This window comes from Brochothrix thermosphacta DSM 20171 = FSL F6-1036, from assembly GCF_036884295.1.
GTDB classification, from domain to species: Bacteria; Bacillota; Bacilli; order Lactobacillales; family Listeriaceae; genus Brochothrix; species Brochothrix thermosphacta.
Genome location: NZ_CP145608.1, coordinates 2,491,273 through 2,509,238, shown reverse-complemented (window position 1 = coordinate 2,509,238; position 17,966 = coordinate 2,491,273). Strand labels below are relative to the sequence as shown.

Below are 17,966 nucleotides of genomic sequence, written 5' to 3'. Positions count from 1 at the left end.
TCCACCCTATATTAGGATTAGCAATTTGCTATATCTTTAGATAGGGTGTTTTTTTGAATATTTGTCAGATATTTGTCCGTAAAAAGCCTTGCTAACAGTATATGTCTTAAGAGCTGATAGCAAAAGCGAACAGATAGATCGTTATTGCTTAGCATTGTTCGTAAATAGATTGACCACAGACGCTTAATGTTGTAAAATTGAGAGTGGATTTAATGTATATAACAAAATTTTTGAATGAGGTGTTAGAATGTCTTCAGTTGTTGTAGTAGGTACACAATGGGGTGACGAAGGTAAGGGTAAAATCACAGACTTTTTAAGTGAACATGCCGAAATAATTGCACGCTATCAAGGTGGCGATAATGCAGGTCATACAATTAAGTTTGATGGGGAAACGTATAAATTACAATTGATTCCATCAGGTATTTTTTATGATGATAAGTTAAGTATCATTGGCAACGGAATGGTTGTTAATCCAAAAGCACTTTTACGTGAAATGAAGTATCTGCAAGATAAAGGCGTTAACACGTCTACATTACGTATTAGTAATCGTGCGCATGTTATTTTACCGTACCATATTCGTTTAGATGAAGCAGATGAAGCACGTCGTGGCGATAATAAAATTGGTACAACTAATAAAGGTATTGGACCAGCATACATGGATAAAGCATCGCGTGTGGGTATCCGTATGGTAGATTTATTAGATAAAGAAGTATTCAAAGAAAAATTACTTTATAATCTTGGTGAAAAGAACCGTATGTTTGAACGCTTTTACGAAGTAGAAGGCTTTACATTCGAAGAGATTTTCGAAGAGTTTTATGAGTATGGTCAACAAATTAAAGAGTTAGTTTGTGACACTTCAATTATTTTAAATGATGCTTTAGATGAAAATAAACGTGTTTTATTTGAAGGTGCACAAGGCGTAATGTTAGATATTGATCAAGGAACATATCCGTATGTAACTTCTTCTAACCCTACTGCTGGTGGTGTAGCTAATGGTTCGGGTGTAGGACCATCTAAAGTTGATTATGTTGTAGGTGTAGTTAAGGCATACAGCTCTCGTGTAGGTGACGGTCCATTCCCAACACAATTAGATGATGAAATCGGCGATCGTATTCGTGAAATTGGTCGCGAATATGGAACAGTTACAGGACGTAAGCGTCGTGTAGGTTGGTTTGATAGTGTGGTTGTTTCACATGCTTGTCGTGTGAGTGGTCTAACTGACTTATCTGTCATGCTTTTAGATGTACTTAGCGGTTTAGATACCTTGAAAATTTGTACAGCATACAAATACAACGGTGCTATCACGCGTGAATTCCCAGCTAGCTTAAAAGAGTTAGCTAAATGTGAACCTGTTTATGAAGAAATGCCAGGTTGGAGTGAAGACATTACAGGTGTTACTTCTTTTGAAGAATTACCAGAAGCAGCACAACGTTATGTTGAACGTATTGCTGAATTGACTAAGGTCCCTGTATCAATGTTCTCTGTTGGTCCTGATCGTAAACAAACAATTGTACTTAAAGATGTTTGGTCAAAATAAATAGTTTAAGACTTATCTGCACTGTTGCGGATAAGTCTTTTTTTTATTGAAGTAAGATGAGTTATGTTACAGTTAAAGTAAGGGATAAGTGTAATAGTTTCATGTGAAACATTGTGGATTTATTGGATAGGGTAACGAGTAGTTAGGGGTGAGAAAATTGTTAACAAAAAAGCAACGACGTATTTCAGCGCTAGTAATTACTGCAATTATTGTAGTGACATTTGTTAGTGTTTGTCAGTTTCATACAAAGGCAACTGAAAAAAGATCACAAGAAGTGATTGTTATGCGTTTAGATAAAGAGTTTGAAACAGCTGCAGATACTTTACAAGCAACTGATATTAAACGAGTTGAGAAAACGATTAAAGAACTAACCGATAAAAAAGATATCAAGAAATATTCTGAAAAATTTAAAGTTATAAAAAAACAACAAGTGAAAAAAGAAAACTCTAACCGTAGTGCTAAAATTGATGTACCATTATTGAATCAAATGGATGATCCACGTTTATTTAATGGTTGTGAAGTCACATCTTTAGCCATGATGCTTAATTTTAATGATATTAATATTACGAAACAACAATTGGCAGAGGCTATTACGACAGTTCCATTAGAAGATGAAACGGGATTAAAAGGGAACCCTCACGAAGGTTTTGTGGGAAGTGTTTCCGGTGAAACACCAGGATTAGGTGTGTATCATGACCCGATAGCTCAATTAGCAACAGATTATGTCGATTCAAATAGAGTGAAAGACATTAGCGGTAAAGGCTTTAGTAATGTGATAGAAGCACTTTCTGAAGGCCAACCAGTGTGGGTAATCGTTACAAGTACATTTAGCCCAGTTACGAATATGCAGACGTGGGAGACAGCCGCAGGACCAATAGACATCACATATGATATGCATTCGGTTGTTTTAACAGGTTTTGATAAAGATAACGTGTATTTAAATAATCCGTATGGTGAAAAAGACCAAACTGTTAATCGTGCTGATTTTATTGCAGCCTGGGAACAGATGGGCAGCCAAGCGATATACATAAAAAAAACGAAGTAATAGCGATGCAACTCGATTAGTTGCATTGATAAGTAAGAAGCGTATACTATTATTTGTAAGAGTTATATGATAGTTTGGGTTGTTAGCTCAGTTGGTAGAGCAGCTGACTCTTAATCAGCGGGTCGAGGGTTCAAGCCCCCCACAGCCCATTATTGCTGTTATCGTTGCGAATTTATTCGCTTACGAGAACAGCATGGGACGGAAATTTTCACGGAAAATTGAGTACCAATCCTTATGTTGGCATTGTTGCGAATTTATTCGCTTACGAGAACAGCATGGGACGGAAATTTTCACGGGAAATTGAGTGCCAATCCTTATGTTAATAGCGCAACAGTACCGTTCCATTTTTTAGGTGCCAATCCTTTCGATTGTTTTAAATTAACAGCTACCTTTGGGTAGCTGTTTTTGCAGTCATTTCCAGCCGTGGGTAAAGCTATGGTAAGGTGATTACACTGCAGGATATTCAGAGACCGATTTTCCCTTATAGTCACTCTCAATCAGAACTGTCATAATGTCATGAGTTTATATGTTTATTGTTACTTACTGGGTGAAACAGATTTTCAGGGTAAGTTATAGTGTTTTTGATTAAGGTTGCATAATGTTCTAATAAACGATAGACTTTAGTTAAATATTAAAATAGGAGAATTTATGTGACAAAACAAGATGGTTGCACCTTGAAAATTGAAGAAATAAAAGAGCATAAAATCAGGTATCCAAAAAAAGACCTCATTACATTGTTGAATGCCTTAGAAGTTAAGGGCGTTAAATTCTCAATAGTTACAAAAGAAAATGCCAAAAAGAACTTAGAAAATTTGAACTACTATTATAAATTAACTGTTTACAAACGAAATTTTAACAAGAGTAGTGAAGGTAAATATTTAAATCTAGAGTTTTCTTATTTGGGGGATATAGCGAGTGTGGATATGCAACTGCGATATATTCTTGCTCAGTTTTGTTTAGATATTGAACACAGCTTAAAAACACTTTTGATGAAGGAAGTGACTGAAAATAATAATTTAGATGGTTATGATATTATCGAACAGTTTATTCAATCTACTGAAAAGTCTCATTCACCTATTTCAAAAAATTCTCTTTTTAAAAAAGCTAGTCATATTTCTAATTATCAGTATGCACTTTACAATACTCACAAAGATTGTCCGCCTGTTTGGGCAGTTTTAGAAATAATGTCCTTCGGTGAGTTTACGCGATTGCTTGAATTTTATTTGAATAGGTACCCAAAAAAAGGTTTGTCCGTCAGTTCTTTACGCGGGTTATTAGCGGGTGTGAAAAGAGTAAGAAATATGAGTATGCACAGCACACCGTTTCTATTTGATTTATCAAGTAATCCTTTGGAGCACGTCAATAATTGCTTAGTTGGGTATTGCTTCAAGTTAAACATTAAGAAACCATATTATAAAATGAAAAAAATTCACGATGTAATATGTGTATTATATATGCATGACGAATTCGTTAAGGGACAAGGGTCTAGGGTAAATAGGTGTGAAGATTTATCTAGTCTTGTAGATAGGAGTACTCTTAGATTTCATTATCTTAATCAAGGGAGTGAGATAATGAAGTTTTTCAGTACATTACGTTTAATTCTTGACAATTATGACAATAAGCTGTAGTATTTTATTTATAGAAACAGTGAATCGGTGATTCGACCGCTGGGCCAGACTGAAGAGATTCGGTACGGTTTAAATCAAATTATAAACTATTTAAGACAAACATACTGTTCTAGTTTGTCTTAAGTAGTTTATTTTTTTATTAATTTCATACATAGTAGAGACTGCTTACACCATAGTACTTTCAGGTATTTAGAAGCGATACGTGCAGTCTTTTTGAGTATTTTCATTCGTGAGATGTCTTAAAGAAATCTGTGGTCGTAGAAAAAATAAAAAATGAATGAAGTTCCTCTAAGCTTAAATGGTAAATTCTAAAAATAGAGGTAAAATGAATTTAAGTTGATAGATAATTGCTCAATTAAATCAGCTCATTTAAAATCAAAACTAGTTGTATAAGTAATTACTAGCCCGATTGTTTATATCTCACTTTTCAAGTGGTATAAGCAGTCTTTTTTTATGCATAAAATGAGTTGATAAAAATACATTTTGATAAAACTATCAACAAAAAAACGCTACCTAACATGTGTTTAACTCTATTTTTAAGGGTATACCACTAATGTGCCTTATTGAGATTTTGGCTGGTGAAGTGTTCATTTGAAACATCAAGATTAATAATATATCTGATAAGGATTTAATAAAAAGGGAGAAATGCAGCTATGAATAAAAGAGATGGATTTGAAACGTTAGTAGACTACCTGGCTGCTTTTGGTATTGATATATATACAGGTGTAACTGGGGGTGGGGTTGTTCATTATGTGAAATACTTAACACCTTATGAACCCAATCAAATAAAACCAGCGTTATTTACTATCAGTGAATACCCTGCGGGCTTTGCCCCACTAGGTCATTACCTTGCAACGGGTAAGGTGGGAGGAGCTATTGCTACGACTGGAGCCGCAACTAAACTGTTAGCATGTGGCTTATCCGATGCTAAACTACATGATATTCCATCGGTGTATATTTTTCCGATTTCAACCAGACGTCATCAAGAAGATAGTGCATTACAGGATACCTCAATTTATGGGAGCAATATTATTAAACAATTAGAGGCTGAAATAGAAGATGTCTTTCTATTAGATAATCCATATACCTTTGCAAAATACTTAGAACAGGCAGGAAAAGCATTATTGTCCCGAAAGGCAGTTGTTTTTTTATTGGATAATGAAATCATGAACTTACCAATGTCAGAAGAACCAAAAATTATTAAAAACAAGTTACATGATAGCAGTATAGAAATAGCTATTTTCGTTCAATTATTAAAGAAAAAAGTAAAGGATCGCCGCGTGCTTCTTTTAGTAGGAGAAGAAGGGTTACATGAAACGGATATAAGACAATTAACAACAGCGGTCTCTATTGAATTGGCAGCCGCAACAGTCTGGAGTATGAATGGTGTCAACTGTGTTGGGAGTGAAAACCCTTATGGTTATGGCTGTATCTCGTTTGGTGGAAACGATAAAGCGTTAAATTTATGGGAGTCAATGACTGAAGATGATGTTGTCATCTGTGTAGGTGTTACACCTGATGAGTACACAACGAATTTACAAAAATTTGCAGCTGGAGATGTCTTTTTTATCACACAAACAGCCAATGCATATGGTCACATCCGAGGGAGTTTTCAGCATAGCGCGTTACATGAATTCCATCAAATAAACGCACCTATCACTAAGGTTTTAAAAACGATTATTACAGAAGGTAAACGCGAAGTGTACAGTACAACGGCAAGCCCCCTTGCGCCAGTTGAATTGAATACATGTGTTCTTGAACCACCCCGTGCCCATTACGCAGATATGAAAATAGTTTACCAACATTTGCACAAGTGGTGGCAACCGGGGAGTTTGGTTATCAGCGATGTTTGTCTCGCGTATAAAGATTATCAGTATGTTACACAAAGACCCAATGACACTATCACTTATTTTTCTTTTTACCGAGGATCAGCTATGGGTGGTGCCTATGGCGTAGCTGTAGGGGCAAAGTTAGCACAACCAGATAAGCGTATTTACTTGTTTAGTGGTGATGGTTGTTTTAGATTATATGGTGGAAGTTTAAATGAAGCTAAAAATTTAGGCATCGTTTTATTTATTTTAGACAATCATACTTATTCAATTGTAGCGCAAGGACTGCCTGCAATATTGCCAAGTGTTCCTCCAGAAAAATACCATGATACATTACAACAGGTAGATTATGGAAAAATAGCTGAAGCCTCTGGTTGGCTTAGTTATACTGTAGCACCAGATTTATCGAATTTTGAAGATATTTTAAATGAACTTGAAAGGTATAAAAAACAATCTATTTTAGTGACGATCCCTGTTTATCCGAATCAAATTTTGGGACAAAATCCACGGGTGCGTAATTTATAAGAGAGGATGACAAAAATGGATGGCAAAAAAAGAGATCAAATACTTTCACTCATTGATGCTTCTTATAAAATTTGGATGGGGGAAAATTTACCTATTTCAGAAGAAAAGCAAGAGGAACAAAGACAACGGTGGTTAGAGGAAGAGGCACCTTATGGGTTATTGGTCCAAAACATTGCAGAAGATCCCCATTTTATATACGCTAATCAACATGCGCAAACAATTTTCGGTTATAGTTTAGAACAATTTTTAGCACTACCTTCTCGTAAAAGTGCACCACCACAAAACCAAAAACAACGTAATGAGATGTTGGAAGAAGTAACGCTAAGAGGAATATCCAATAGTTACACGGGTACAAGAATTGATAGCAATGGACAATTATTTGAAATAACTGAGGGAAGTATTTGGAAAGTAATCAATGAGTCAGGTGAAATGATTGGCATTGCTGCGATGATTAAAAGTGATAAAGACTCTTTAACTAACGTATAATCTTCTAAATAATTTTATATAAAAAGACCTCACTTTTTAAGTGGTGTCTTTTTGTTCTGTAAATTAGCATTATTTAGAAAGACAGATAGTGACATTTTGACATCTTTAAAACTGCTATAATATATTGAAGAGCTGATTAAAGAGAAAAAGTAGTTTCATGACGTTTTATCACAACGAAATGGGAGGATGAGAAGATGTTAATAAAAAGCGACTATGAATCACCGTTAGGCAATTTATTGTTGTTGAGTGATGGAACAGCGTTAATTGGTGTATGGTTTTCAGAACAGAAATATTATGGTGCGGGTTACCATTTGGAAGAGGCCGTTACAGGTCAAGATTTAATGATTGATGAAGCTAAACGTTGGCTAGATGAATATTTCATGGGGCATATCCCAACGATGGGGCAACTTGTATTAGCCCCAAAGGTGACAGATTTCCGAAAAAAAGTATGTGAGGTATTGATAACAATCCCTTATGGAGAAACAATGACGTATCAAGCAATTGTAGACAAATTGCGCCTTTTATATGGTGGGGATATCGGTTCGGCCAGAGCCGTTGGTGGTGCGGTGGGACATAATCCAATTTCGATTATTATGCCGTGTCATCGTGTGATAGGCAGTAATGGTTCTTTAACCGGATATGCCGGCGGGGTAAATAGAAAAGTAGAACTGTTAAAAATAGAGGGTACCCAGATATAATCATTTTAAAGGTAAGTGGTTAAAGAAAGAAGGTATTGTGTGTGAGTGTGACAGATATAGAATGGGCAGCTATTAAAAATAATGATAAAACATATGATGGTATTTTTTGGTATGCCGTAAAAAGCACAAAAATATTTTGTCGCCCGTCATGCCCTTCAAAAATGCCAAACCGACAAAATATTACAGTATACTATGATAAAAATGAACCCGGCCAGAGGGGATATCGGCAATGTAAGAGATGTCAGCCGTTAGGCGAACCAGTAGACAATGAGGAATGGATAAAAACAATTAATAATATTTTAGAAACGAAGTACGCGCAAAAATTAAGTTTGGAGGACTTAGGTCATTTAGCTCATGGTTCACCTTCCTACTTACGCCATGTATATAAAAAATTCACAGGAATCACACCACAACAAAGGTTAATAGAACTACGGTTGCAGGCGGCAAAAAAAGAATTGTTGCAAAGTAATTTAGCGATAAAAGTGATTGCAGAAAAAGCAGGTATTGAAAATGTCTCTTATTTTATTAAAAAATTTCGTGAAAAGTATGGCGAATCACCGCTACAATATCGAAAGAGACATGCGAAAAAAAATGATAGTTAGAGTGAAGTGCAATCAACAAAAATAACATGTATCAATCGTTTTTTTACGTTTGATACATGTTATTTTTTGTTTGGTTATATAAATATCACTTACTATATCCATATGTCATCAGCGTTTCTCTTATTGGAAATAAGGGTATTTTATAAAAAAACAATTAAGAAGGGGTCTTTAAATTGTTTTTCAAAAAATGGAGGAGAGGTTGATTGAGATGAATAAGAGGCATAGAAGAGGTCTAATCAGTGTTATTTCTGCAGTGTTAATTATCTGTACGGCAAGTTTTACTGGTATAGATGCAAAGGCAGCGACTCAAGTAATTATCCCAGATAATGCATTGAGAACCGTGATTAAAGATACATTAAATTTAAATGACGATACAGACATAACAGACGAATCATTATTGAAACTTAAAGAGTTGAGGGCCGTTAATAAGAATATTTCGAGTTTGGAAGGGCTAGGGTATGCCTTGAATCTAGGTGAGATGTACTTAAGTGAAAATAATATCAGTGACTTATCACCGTTGTTACCAATTTTCAATAATTGGGAGGCATCTACAGGTAATTATTTCTTTTTTGATGTTTCATCAAATAACATTAGTGATTTGTCTATGTTTAATGATGTTCCGAAATTACCTAGGTATTCCGTTTTTCATTTTGAAAATAATCAAATTAGAGATTTTTCTCCAATAGCACAATATCCAGCAGAGACTTTCTATGCATCCAACCCGAATAACCAAACAATTACGTTACCGACTGTGACGTTAACCAGTCCGACGTTTGAATTGGATCTTCCTTATGTTGAAACAGGTTTCCCCACAATCAATGTTAATGCGACAAAAGAAGGCATCTATGAAAATGGTAAAGTAACGTGGAATAATTTAACCGGTAATAGTGAAGTACGAGTGACCTATACGGGCTCTATTTATGGGCCGTTCGAATATTCGGTTACGATTATACAACCTTATACACTATTGAGGGATGATGGTCCAACGACCAGTGAAAGTACAACTTCAGAGACGAATTCGACAACTGATTCAACGACTACAACAGAGCCAAGCTCAACCACAAGAGAAACAACGCCCCCAACATCAAGTACAACAACTGATTCAACGACTACAACAGAGCCAAGCTCAACCACAAGAGAAACAACGCCCCCAACATCAAGTACAACAACTGATTCAACGACTACAACAGAGCCAAGCTCAACCACAAGAGAAACAACGCCCCCAACATCAAGTACAACAACTGATTAACGACTACAACAGAGCCAAGCTCAACCACAAGAGAAACAACGCCCCCAACATCAAGTACAACAACTGATTCAACGACTACAACAGAGCCAAGCTCAACCACAAGAGAAACAACGCCCCCAACATCAAGTACAACAACTGATTCAACGACTACAACAGAACCCAGCTCAACCACAAGAGAAACAACGCCCCCAACATCAAGTACAACGACTGATTCAACGACTACAACAGAACCCAGCTCAACCACAAGAGAAACAACGCCCCCAACATCAAGTACACCAACTGATTCAACAACCACAACAGAACCCAGCTCAACCACAAGAGAAACAACGCTCCCAACATCAAGTACAACGACTGATTCAACGACTACAGCAGAACCCAGCTCAACAACGAGAGAAACAACGCCCCCAACACCAAGTACACAAACTGGTTCAACTTCAAAAGATATGACACCACCAGGGGCAAGCTCAACAACGGATGAAACTTCAAATCAATTGGGAACGATAACAAGCAATAAAAATGAAGTGACAAATGCTAAAGAGCTACCTGAAACAGGTGAAAAAGAGAATAAAGCATCTACAACTTTGATGGGTGTACTGTTGATTGTTTTGGGGGATTTTTTCATTAGTAGCAACAAGGAGAAAACGATTGAAATAACTTCTTAAAGGTAATAGATAGCCTGATAAACTGCCGAAAGTTAATGTTTAACTAAAACTTTCGGTATTTTTTTGTTTATTTCTAGATAACCCACAATTAATATTAATGTTTATCGTTAATTAATTATTGATTATCATTAATTATCGTGATATATTAATAATAGATGAAGGAGGCGTTATTTATGAAAAAATACAAACTTTTAACGGCAGTATTAGATATTGGATTCAAAATATTAGCTATTGGGATGGCATTTTTATCTATATTAGTAGTTATTTTTACATTTATAAATAAGATTAATTTAGGTAAGATAGAAGATTTTAATATGTTAAACGAATCATTTGCTGTTATTTCATTTGTGAGTACTATCGATAATGGTAAAGATTATTCCGTGTCTATGAAAATTATTTATCTAATCGTTATGCTGATGAGTGCCCTATTATTGGTTGCTATTTTTTGGTTAACAAGTAAAATATTTCAAGACCTAAAAAGAGATTTTAAACCTTTTAAAATGCTACAAGTGAAGAGGTTACATAAAATAGCAGTATTAGTATTGAGCTATGCAATCGCCCCACAAATAATGCTATCATTACTTAAAACAATTTTTCTGCCAGGATATAGTTTTGAATTTGGTATCGATATGACATTGTTTTTAGCATTTATTTTCTTCTGTCTTACTGAAGTGATGCGACACGGAGTGGAATTGCAAATTGAATCTGATGAAACTTTATGAGGTGAAATGAAATGGCAATAATTTTAAAATTAGATGAAGTAATGTTGAAACGCAAAATGTCATTGAAAGAATTATCAGAGCAAGTCGGCGTCGCAAATGTTAATTTATCAAAAATAAAAACCGGTAAAGTCAGTGCTATCCGCTTTTCGACTCTGAATGAAATTTGTCGAGTGTTAGAGTGCCAACCAGGTGATATTTTAGAGTACTCAGATGAGTAAATAGAGTCGCATTAAAATCAGAACAGAATCTTTCATAAATAGATAATACTGCTAGTATCAGGATGCCTGGTGTTAGCAGTATTATTATTTTACAGCAGTGTAAGTTGTAAGTAGGTAAAGGAAGGTGGAATTTCTCCAGATTGAAGTGTCACAAGGATCCTTTGAAAATAATCAATCAGTGTAAATTGATTTGAATACAGTGTGAAATTAATTTATACTTGCGATGTGAAAACGTTATCAAAATGAGGAGCTGTGGCTAACGATGTATTTTGAAAAAGTTAATTTTACTGACGGAGATTTGCCTTACAATCATTTATTACATGAAGTAAGGTTGGTACCATTTCATTGGCATGAATTTATTGAAATTATTATGGTTATTGAAGGGCAGTTATCTGTTCACATTGGCAAAGAGACGTATGAATTAAATAAAGAAGACGTGATTATTGTTCCAAGTCTAGTGCGTCACTCGTTGGAAGGAACGGCTGGGAACATTGTATCGGTTATTCAAATTAGCAGTGAATTTATCAATCAGGAAATGCCATCTTATCGCGATAAGATTTTTGTTGTTAAGCCCGATAAAGTTATACTAGAGAGTGGCATTGTAAAAGAACTTGTACAGTTTGCAGTGATAGAGTTGAAAGGAAATCTTAGTCGTATTGAGCGGAAAATCAATATTTTACAACTATTAGTGACATTGACAGAGTTGTTATTAATAGAAAGAGACAGTAGTGAAATTGAACATCTCGATGATTTGATGTTCAAAATTTTATTCTATATCAATGATAATATTTCGAATCAGCTTACATTAAGTAGTTTAGCAAAGCAATTTAATTTTAATCAATCCTATTTGTCACGTTTGTTTAAAAAAAATTTGGGAGTCAATCTTTCAGAGTACATTATGAGTTACCGTATGCAACTTACATGTTACGATTTGTTGCAAACAGATGAAAATATTAGTGAAATTAGTTTGAACCATGGCTTTGTTTCATTGAGTTCTTTCAATGATCAATTCAAAAAAAGGTATCATATGACACCAAAGCAATTTAGGATTAAAAATAGTCGTCTTGAATATACGGATGATGAGATTCAAAATAGGTTATACAACTACATCAATTTAAGTAAAAATGATTCATTAACGAGTTTGTTTGCATTGGTTAAAGAGACGAATACGCAAATGTATATGGAAAAAGAAATGACATTTGTTAATGGAGTTGTTGATATGGTGGCAACCAATGGTGGGTCGTTTAAAAAAGAGTTAATACAAACAGTTGGTATTGGCCGAGCAGAAGATTTATTGGATGCTGATGTACGGCAACAGTTATTACTAGCTCAGACAGACATTGGTATTAAGTTTGTTAGATTTCACGGTATTTTTTCAGATGAGTTGATGGTTTATCATGAAGATGCTGACGGTGAAGTGATGTTTAATTTTAGAACGATTAATCGGATCTTTGATTTTTTTGTAAACAATCACTTAAAGCCCTTTGTTGAAATTGGCTTCATGCCTAAAGAATTGGCAAGTGAAGATAAAACAATGTATTTTTGGAAGGCAAATACAACAATGCCAAAAGATATCCATAAATGGAAAAAACTCGTAAGTGGTTTTATACGACATGTAATTGGTCGATACGGTATAGATGAAGTTCTAAGTTGGGAGTTTGAAATTTGGAATGAACCAGATATTACTAATTTTTATTGGCATGGAACACAAATGGATTATTTAGTTTTTTTCAAAGACACTTACCATGCAATTAAAAGCTGTCATAAAAACTTAAAAGTAAGTGGATTTAGTACAACAAGCTGGGCGATTACAGAACATGATTGGACGGACGTTGCGCTGGAATATATCAGCAAAGAGAAGCTAGAATTAGAAAGTTTTACATACCATATTTATCCGATTGAATGGAAAAAGAACCTTTCGGATATTTCTATTTTACCAACATCACGAAAAGGTCTCTATCATTATGCTGAACCTGATTATATCGAGAAGATGGTTAAAAATATTAAAGATAAGATACAACAGAGTGATAGTATTAAAAATCATCGTACAGTGGTTACTGAGTGGAATTCTTCATCCGATTTATTTGATTTAATACACGATACGGTGTTCATGGCGTCATTTATTGTTAAAAATGTTATTTCAGCATATAGACATGTTGATGTGTTATCATTTTGGACGTTATCAGATATATTCCCTGAAATTCAATTAACCGATGACCTGTTTTATGGAGGTTTTGGTTTAGTTACGCGTGAAGGTATAAAAAAACCGAGTTATTATGCGTTTTGCTTGTTAGCAGAGTTAACAGAAACAGTTGTGTATCAAGATGACCATTTGATAATAACAACCGATCGTAAAAAGAATTATCAAATATTAGTTCATAATTTTCAGGAATACGATAATCTATACAAAGAGTTTAATCATGCACATATTACAGATAAGGAACGCTATAATGTTTTTAAGCATAAAATGGAAAAGCGGGTTATTTACCTGCTGCGAAAAATAGAACCTGGTTATTATCAGGTAACAGAGAAAAAAGTGAATCAATTACAGGGTTCTGCCTATGACAAGTGGTTGGCAACGGGCGCGTTGGAAAACAGTATGACATTAGAACGCCATCTTAAAGAAACAGCTACTCCAGCAGTCAGCAGTCGTATGGTTGAAATAAAGGATGAATATTCATTAGAATTGACAATGTTGCCGCATGAAGTGCGTTTAATTTCATTGAAATATAGAGAGGAATAACAGTGTTGCCATAAAATTGGAGAGGTTAGTACATAACACTCTCTTTTTTTTGACAATTTTCAGGATTTTTTAATTGGAAGCGCTTTAATTGGTAAAGGATTCGTTAGTTTAAAAGGGTGAGACAGTTAGTTTTTAAATTTCAGAATCACTATACTTAAGGTATTAAAAAATTAGAGGAGTGAAAATATGAATAATTTCAATAAGATTATTAAGAATTTCACGTTTGGAGGAATCGGTCAAAATCTTATTTATGGTTTGATGACAGGTGCTTATTTGTTTTTTTTCACTGAAGCAGCTGGTTTTTCAGCCGCAACAATCGGAACGGTATTATTAGTTGTTCGTATTTATGGTTTGATTGCAGATCCAATTGCAGCTGTCTTAATCGAAAAGACTGACACAAAGTGGGGAAAGTATAAGCCCTACATTACGGTAATGCCAGTTGTCATTAGTTTGTTATTGGTGGCCTTATTTTACCACCCGCCAATTAGCCAAGGCGCCTACTTAGTATATATCTATATCCTGACGATTTTATTTTGGACAGCCTATGCGTTCTTTGATATCTCATATTGGTCATTAGTTCCTTCGATTACAAAAGAAGAAGGAAAGCGCATGAAGTTATTAACAGTAGCAAAAATGGGAATTCTTTTTGCAGCCTTTGGTTTAGGAATTGTACAAATGCCGTTAGTGAATTTACTCGGTTCAGGTAATTATAATACTGGCTTTCTTTACCTCAGTATTATTTTAGCAGTTATCTTTACAATCGCAGGAGTCACTTTAGCGAAATCATTGTCATTAATTACAGAAGATGTTGATTCTAAAGGTAAAGCAGCAAAAGAAAAAGTAACTGTTAAACAAATGATTAGTGCCTTATCAGCGAACAAGCCACTTATTTCTATCATCGTGGCGAAGATGTTTATTTATATCCCAGTATCTTTAAAAGGTGCCCTTGTTATTTACTTCTATAAATATCAATTGGGTAATGATAGTCTAGGGTCCTTTGCATCAATGCTGAGTTTGCCACTAACGTTATTTCTGGTCGCGTTTGCTCCGAAATTAATTAAAAAATATAGCGATAAAAAAATCATGACTGTTTTTATTATATTCCAAGCACTTATTTCAATGTTATATATTATTAATACGGATGTTTCTAGTTATTACATCGTGATTGATGGCGTTTCTAATGCGTTATTAGGTGTTTACTCATTGCTTATTACAAACATGGTTGCTTCAACGGTTGAGTATGGTGAATGGAAGACGGGTCATCGTACGGAAAGTATTATCTTCTCAACTAATACAATCAGTTCAAAATTAGCAACAGGTTTATCAGGCGCTTTTGCAGGTTGGATTCTAACAGGTATTGGCTATACACCAACAGGCACTCAAACAGTTGAAACATTAGTGCGATTACAATATGTATTGGCAATTGTTCCTGCAGTAGGTCTTGTTATCATTGCTTTCTTGTTGAGAAGTTATATTTTAACATCGGATAGATATAAACAAATATGTGCTGACTTAGCAGAAGGCAAACACGAACATGATTAAAATGGAAAAGGGGTTTGGAATAATGACACAACTAGAAATTTTAACAACCACACCATATAATTTTTCGAACAATGAAGCAAACGAACTGATAAAAAAAATGGAAGCCATGTCGTTACAGGAAAAAATCGGACAACTGTTTTTCTTAATGCATAGTGATATGTATCCTAAAGAAATTATCGAAGGTATGTTAACTAAAGTTAAACCTGGGGGTCTAATGTACCGACCCACTTCAGAGAAAACAATCCTGGCTATCAAGGCGTTTTGTGAAAAGGAACTTTCCATTCAGCCTTTCTTTTCAGCTAATTTAGAAAGTGGCGCCAATGCATTGTTAAACGATCAATCGGGATATGGAAGTGCCATGTTACTTTCAGCCACCAATGATCTTGATTTGGTTGAAAACGCTGTGAACGATGTTGCAAAAACGGCAGCTAATACTGGCATAAATATGACTTTTTCGCCAGTAGTTGATTTGCAAATCAACCCCAATAACCCTGTAACAGGAACACGCAGTTTTGGTGATCAAGTCGATCAAGTGGCAGCAATGTCAGCTAAATGTGTCGATGTTTTTTCCGATAATGATATTCTACCTGTTGTTAAACATTTTCCAGGTGATGGTGTTGATGATCGTGACCATCATTTATTACCCTCTGTGAATTCATTATCCCTCGATGAGTGGCATCAGTCATATGGTGCAGTATACAGACAACTAATTGAGCAAGAAGTACCTTGTATAATGGCTGGACACATTTTATTACCTGCGTATGACCGTTCCGTTACGCCAACAATAGCTGATAATGATTTACGTCCAGCAACGTTATCAAAAAGTTTATTACAAGGTCTTTTAAGAGGTGAGCTGAAATTTAATGGCTTAATCATTACGGACGCTTCTAATATGGGTGGGTTTAATAGTTTTTACCCACGAAGTCAAGCTGTTGTTGAAACCATTAATGCGGGTTGTGACATGTTATTATTTACCAAAGATCTAGAAGAAGATTACCAAAGTATTTATGCTGCTGTTGCAGCAGGTATTATTTCACCTACTCGTCTAGAGGAAGCAGTTACGAGAATACTCGGTACAAAAGCGCTTCTAGAAAAAAACAAACATCCTAAACAAGTGGGCTTAACAATAGAACAACAACAGCAATTGAAAGAACAGGTTGCCGATAAAGGCGTTACACTCGTTAAAAATGCCATCGATTTCCATCGTTTAGACGTTGAAAAAGATAAAAAAATTCTACTATTACCATTAGGGAATGAGCTGAAAGCGAGTCAACAAATTGAAAAAACTTTAGTTAATGAGGGTTTCAATGTGATGACTGCTGATAGCAAGGACCTTCAATTTGGCATTGAGATGATGATGAGTTCAAGTGCTAAAACTATTGAGCGCTATGATGTGATTTTGTATGTTCTTGATTACCAAGGTAAAAGTAATCAAACAACGAATCGTGTGGAGTTCGGTTTGCCTATGGGACAATTTATGCCCGCAATGGTAAAAGAAATCCCAACAATCATGCTCTCTTTTGGAAATCCATATCACTTACTAGATGCACCTAGAGTGCCAGTTTATATTAATGCTTATAGTAATCAATCAGAAGTTGTTGCAGCAACAATTGAAAAATTATTAGGCCGTAGTCCATTCAAAGGTGTAAGCCCAGTGGATGCCTTCTGTGGGAGGTTTGATACAAAATGTTACTGAAAGCTATATTGTTTGATCTTGAGGGCGTAATTACAGATACAGCTGCCTACCATTTTAAAGCGTGGTCATGGTTGGCGGAGAAATATCAATTACAATTGGAACCTGATGTAGAGACGCGTTTAAAGGGAATATCACGTTTAGACTCATTGAAAATTATCTTGCAGGAAAGTAATGTGCCGGTCGGTTGTTACGCTGAAGAAAAAATGGAGAAAATGTGCATTGAAAAGAACGATTACTATAAAAAATTGATTAGCATGATGACACCGCAGGATATTTTACCTGGCATTGAGCCTTTTTTGAAAGAAGCAAGACGAGCCGATATTCGTATTGGTTTAGCCTCAGCAAGTCAAAATGGTTCGTATATTTTAGATAAAATCGGTTTACGTAGTTGTTTTGATACAATTGTGGACCCATCTTTATTAATTAAAGGAAAACCGGATCCTGAAATTTTCATAAAGTGTGCTCATCAATTAGGAGTACCGCTTGAAAATTGTGTTGGGATTGAAGATGCGGCTGCTGGAGTAGAAGCTATAAATGCCGCAGGAATATTATCTGTTGGCATTGGCTCGGATATCGAATTAAAAGCTGCGCAGATCATTTTACCCTCAACCCAGCAATTAAAATTAAATATATTTTAAATAATATTAAAAAAGTAAGACTGTCAGTATCTTTTAACCAAGATACTGACAGTCTTATTTCTGTTTATGTAGTTATTCGAAATGCTATACAGTTGTAATTAAGGAATATCCTATGGTGAAGGCGCGGATTGTAGAATAATTTAAGC

16 protein-coding genes and 1 tRNA gene are annotated in these 17,966 nt (G+C 35.1%); 16 read left to right on the top strand and 1 reads right to left on the bottom strand.

The features are described from left to right. Positions 1–247: 247 nt before the first annotated feature. The 9 genes from V6S17_RS12385 to V6S17_RS12345 all read left to right on the top strand — a co-directional run bounded on the left by V6S17_RS12385 (position 248) and on the right by V6S17_RS12345 (position 9,599). A complete protein-coding gene (locus V6S17_RS12385; RefSeq protein WP_029091931.1) occupies positions 248–1,537 on the top strand; it encodes an adenylosuccinate synthase in 1,290 nt (429 codons plus the stop codon). A gap of 157 nt (positions 1,538–1,694) precedes the next feature. Then, positions 1,695–2,582: a C39 family peptidase gene (locus V6S17_RS12380; protein ID WP_051535997.1), complete on the top strand. Its 888-nt coding sequence runs from the start codon at positions 1,695–1,697 to the stop codon at positions 2,580–2,582. Positions 2,583–2,658: 76 nt separating this feature from the next. After that, a tRNA-Lys gene (locus tag V6S17_RS12375) sits at positions 2,659–2,731 on the top strand. Between the two features lie 501 nt (positions 2,732–3,232). Next, on the top strand, positions 3,233–4,210 hold the full coding sequence (locus V6S17_RS12370) for an Abi family protein (protein ID WP_051535996.1): 978 nt from the start codon (positions 3,233–3,235) through the stop codon (positions 4,208–4,210). Between the two features lie 653 nt (positions 4,211–4,863). Then, positions 4,864–6,564: a thiamine pyrophosphate-dependent enzyme gene (locus tag V6S17_RS12365; RefSeq protein ID WP_051457282.1), complete on the top strand. Its 1,701-nt coding sequence runs from the start codon at positions 4,864–4,866 to the stop codon at positions 6,562–6,564. 15 nt (positions 6,565–6,579) lie between these two features. Beyond that, positions 6,580–7,050, top strand: a complete 471-nt coding sequence (locus V6S17_RS12360) for an MEKHLA domain-containing protein (protein WP_051457283.1) — start codon at positions 6,580–6,582, stop codon at positions 7,048–7,050. 194 nt (positions 7,051–7,244) lie between these two features. Next, complete coding sequence (locus V6S17_RS12355) at positions 7,245–7,748, top strand: methylated-DNA--[protein]-cysteine S-methyltransferase (RefSeq protein ID WP_029091930.1); 504 nt, start codon at positions 7,245–7,247, stop codon at positions 7,746–7,748. A gap of 41 nt (positions 7,749–7,789) precedes the next feature. Beyond that, entirely contained in the window at positions 7,790–8,350 is a 561-nt protein-coding gene (locus tag V6S17_RS12350; protein WP_029091929.1) for a bifunctional transcriptional activator/DNA repair enzyme AdaA, read from the top strand. Between the two features lie 208 nt (positions 8,351–8,558). Then, entirely contained in the window at positions 8,559–9,599 is a 1,041-nt protein-coding gene (locus V6S17_RS12345; RefSeq protein WP_338515698.1) for a hypothetical protein, read from the top strand. On the opposite strand, the gene V6S17_RS12340 is transcribed toward V6S17_RS12345, so the two are convergent. Beyond that, positions 9,532–9,915, bottom strand: coding sequence for a hypothetical protein (locus V6S17_RS12340; RefSeq protein WP_338515697.1), 384 nt, complete (start codon positions 9,913–9,915; stop codon positions 9,532–9,534). The genes V6S17_RS12345 and V6S17_RS12340 overlap by 68 nt on opposite strands. A gap of 127 nt (positions 9,916–10,042) precedes the next feature. Here V6S17_RS12340 and V6S17_RS12335 point away from each other — a divergent pair, with 127 nt between their 5' ends. From V6S17_RS12335 to pgmB, 7 genes are all read left to right on the top strand, one after another. After that, positions 10,043–10,261, top strand: coding sequence for an LPXTG cell wall anchor domain-containing protein (locus V6S17_RS12335; protein WP_157679002.1), 219 nt, complete (start codon positions 10,043–10,045; stop codon positions 10,259–10,261). Positions 10,262–10,434: 173 nt separating this feature from the next. Further along, positions 10,435–10,983, top strand: coding sequence for a DUF2975 domain-containing protein (locus tag V6S17_RS12330; RefSeq protein ID WP_029091431.1), 549 nt, complete (start codon positions 10,435–10,437; stop codon positions 10,981–10,983). Between the two features lie 11 nt (positions 10,984–10,994). After that, the gene (locus V6S17_RS12325) at positions 10,995–11,201 is read left to right on the top strand and encodes a helix-turn-helix domain-containing protein (protein ID WP_029091432.1); all 207 of its coding nucleotides are present in this window, start codon (positions 10,995–10,997) and stop codon (positions 11,199–11,201) included. 262 nt (positions 11,202–11,463) lie between these two features. After that, positions 11,464–13,944, top strand: coding sequence for a GH39 family glycosyl hydrolase (locus V6S17_RS12320; RefSeq protein ID WP_029091433.1), 2,481 nt, complete (start codon positions 11,464–11,466; stop codon positions 13,942–13,944). A gap of 186 nt (positions 13,945–14,130) precedes the next feature. Continuing rightward, the gene (locus V6S17_RS12315; RefSeq protein WP_029091434.1) at positions 14,131–15,486 is read left to right on the top strand and encodes an MFS transporter; all 1,356 of its coding nucleotides are present in this window, start codon (positions 14,131–14,133) and stop codon (positions 15,484–15,486) included. Positions 15,487–15,508: 22 nt separating this feature from the next. Next, positions 15,509–17,182 (top strand): glycoside hydrolase family 3 protein, encoded by a 1,674-nt coding sequence (locus V6S17_RS12310; protein ID WP_036027265.1) that lies wholly within the window; start codon positions 15,509–15,511, stop codon positions 17,180–17,182. Continuing rightward, on the top strand, positions 17,173–17,820 hold the full coding sequence (gene pgmB, locus V6S17_RS12305) for a beta-phosphoglucomutase (protein WP_051457267.1): 648 nt from the start codon (positions 17,173–17,175) through the stop codon (positions 17,818–17,820). Before V6S17_RS12310 ends, pgmB begins: the two co-directional genes overlap by 10 nt. Positions 17,821–17,966: the final 146 nt, after the last annotated feature.

What these genes read in the sequence shown, in the direction of transcription:
- V6S17_RS12360 (WP_051457283.1), top strand. Translation starts at nt 6,580, where the DNA reads ATGGATGGCAAAAAAAGAGATCAAATACTTTCACTCATTGATGCTTCT.
- V6S17_RS12330 (WP_029091431.1), top strand. Translation starts at nt 10,435, where the DNA reads ATGAAAAAATACAAACTTTTAACGGCAGTATTAGATATTGGATTCAAA.
- V6S17_RS12345 (WP_338515698.1), top strand. Translation starts at nt 8,559, where the DNA reads ATGAATAAGAGGCATAGAAGAGGTCTAATCAGTGTTATTTCTGCAGTG.
- V6S17_RS12365 (WP_051457282.1), top strand. Translation starts at nt 4,864, where the DNA reads ATGAATAAAAGAGATGGATTTGAAACGTTAGTAGACTACCTGGCTGCT.
- V6S17_RS12315 (WP_029091434.1), top strand. Translation starts at nt 14,131, where the DNA reads ATGAATAATTTCAATAAGATTATTAAGAATTTCACGTTTGGAGGAATC.
- V6S17_RS12385 (WP_029091931.1), top strand. Translation starts at nt 248, where the DNA reads ATGTCTTCAGTTGTTGTAGTAGGTACACAATGGGGTGACGAAGGTAAG.
- pgmB (WP_051457267.1), top strand. Translation starts at nt 17,173, where the DNA reads ATGTTACTGAAAGCTATATTGTTTGATCTTGAGGGCGTAATTACAGAT.
- V6S17_RS12335 (WP_157679002.1), top strand. Translation starts at nt 10,043, where the DNA reads ATGACACCACCAGGGGCAAGCTCAACAACGGATGAAACTTCAAATCAA.
- V6S17_RS12325 (WP_029091432.1), top strand. Translation starts at nt 10,995, where the DNA reads ATGGCAATAATTTTAAAATTAGATGAAGTAATGTTGAAACGCAAAATG.
- V6S17_RS12355 (WP_029091930.1), top strand. Translation starts at nt 7,245, where the DNA reads ATGTTAATAAAAAGCGACTATGAATCACCGTTAGGCAATTTATTGTTG.
- V6S17_RS12320 (WP_029091433.1), top strand. Translation starts at nt 11,464, where the DNA reads ATGTATTTTGAAAAAGTTAATTTTACTGACGGAGATTTGCCTTACAAT.
- V6S17_RS12310 (WP_036027265.1), top strand. Translation starts at nt 15,509, where the DNA reads ATGACACAACTAGAAATTTTAACAACCACACCATATAATTTTTCGAAC.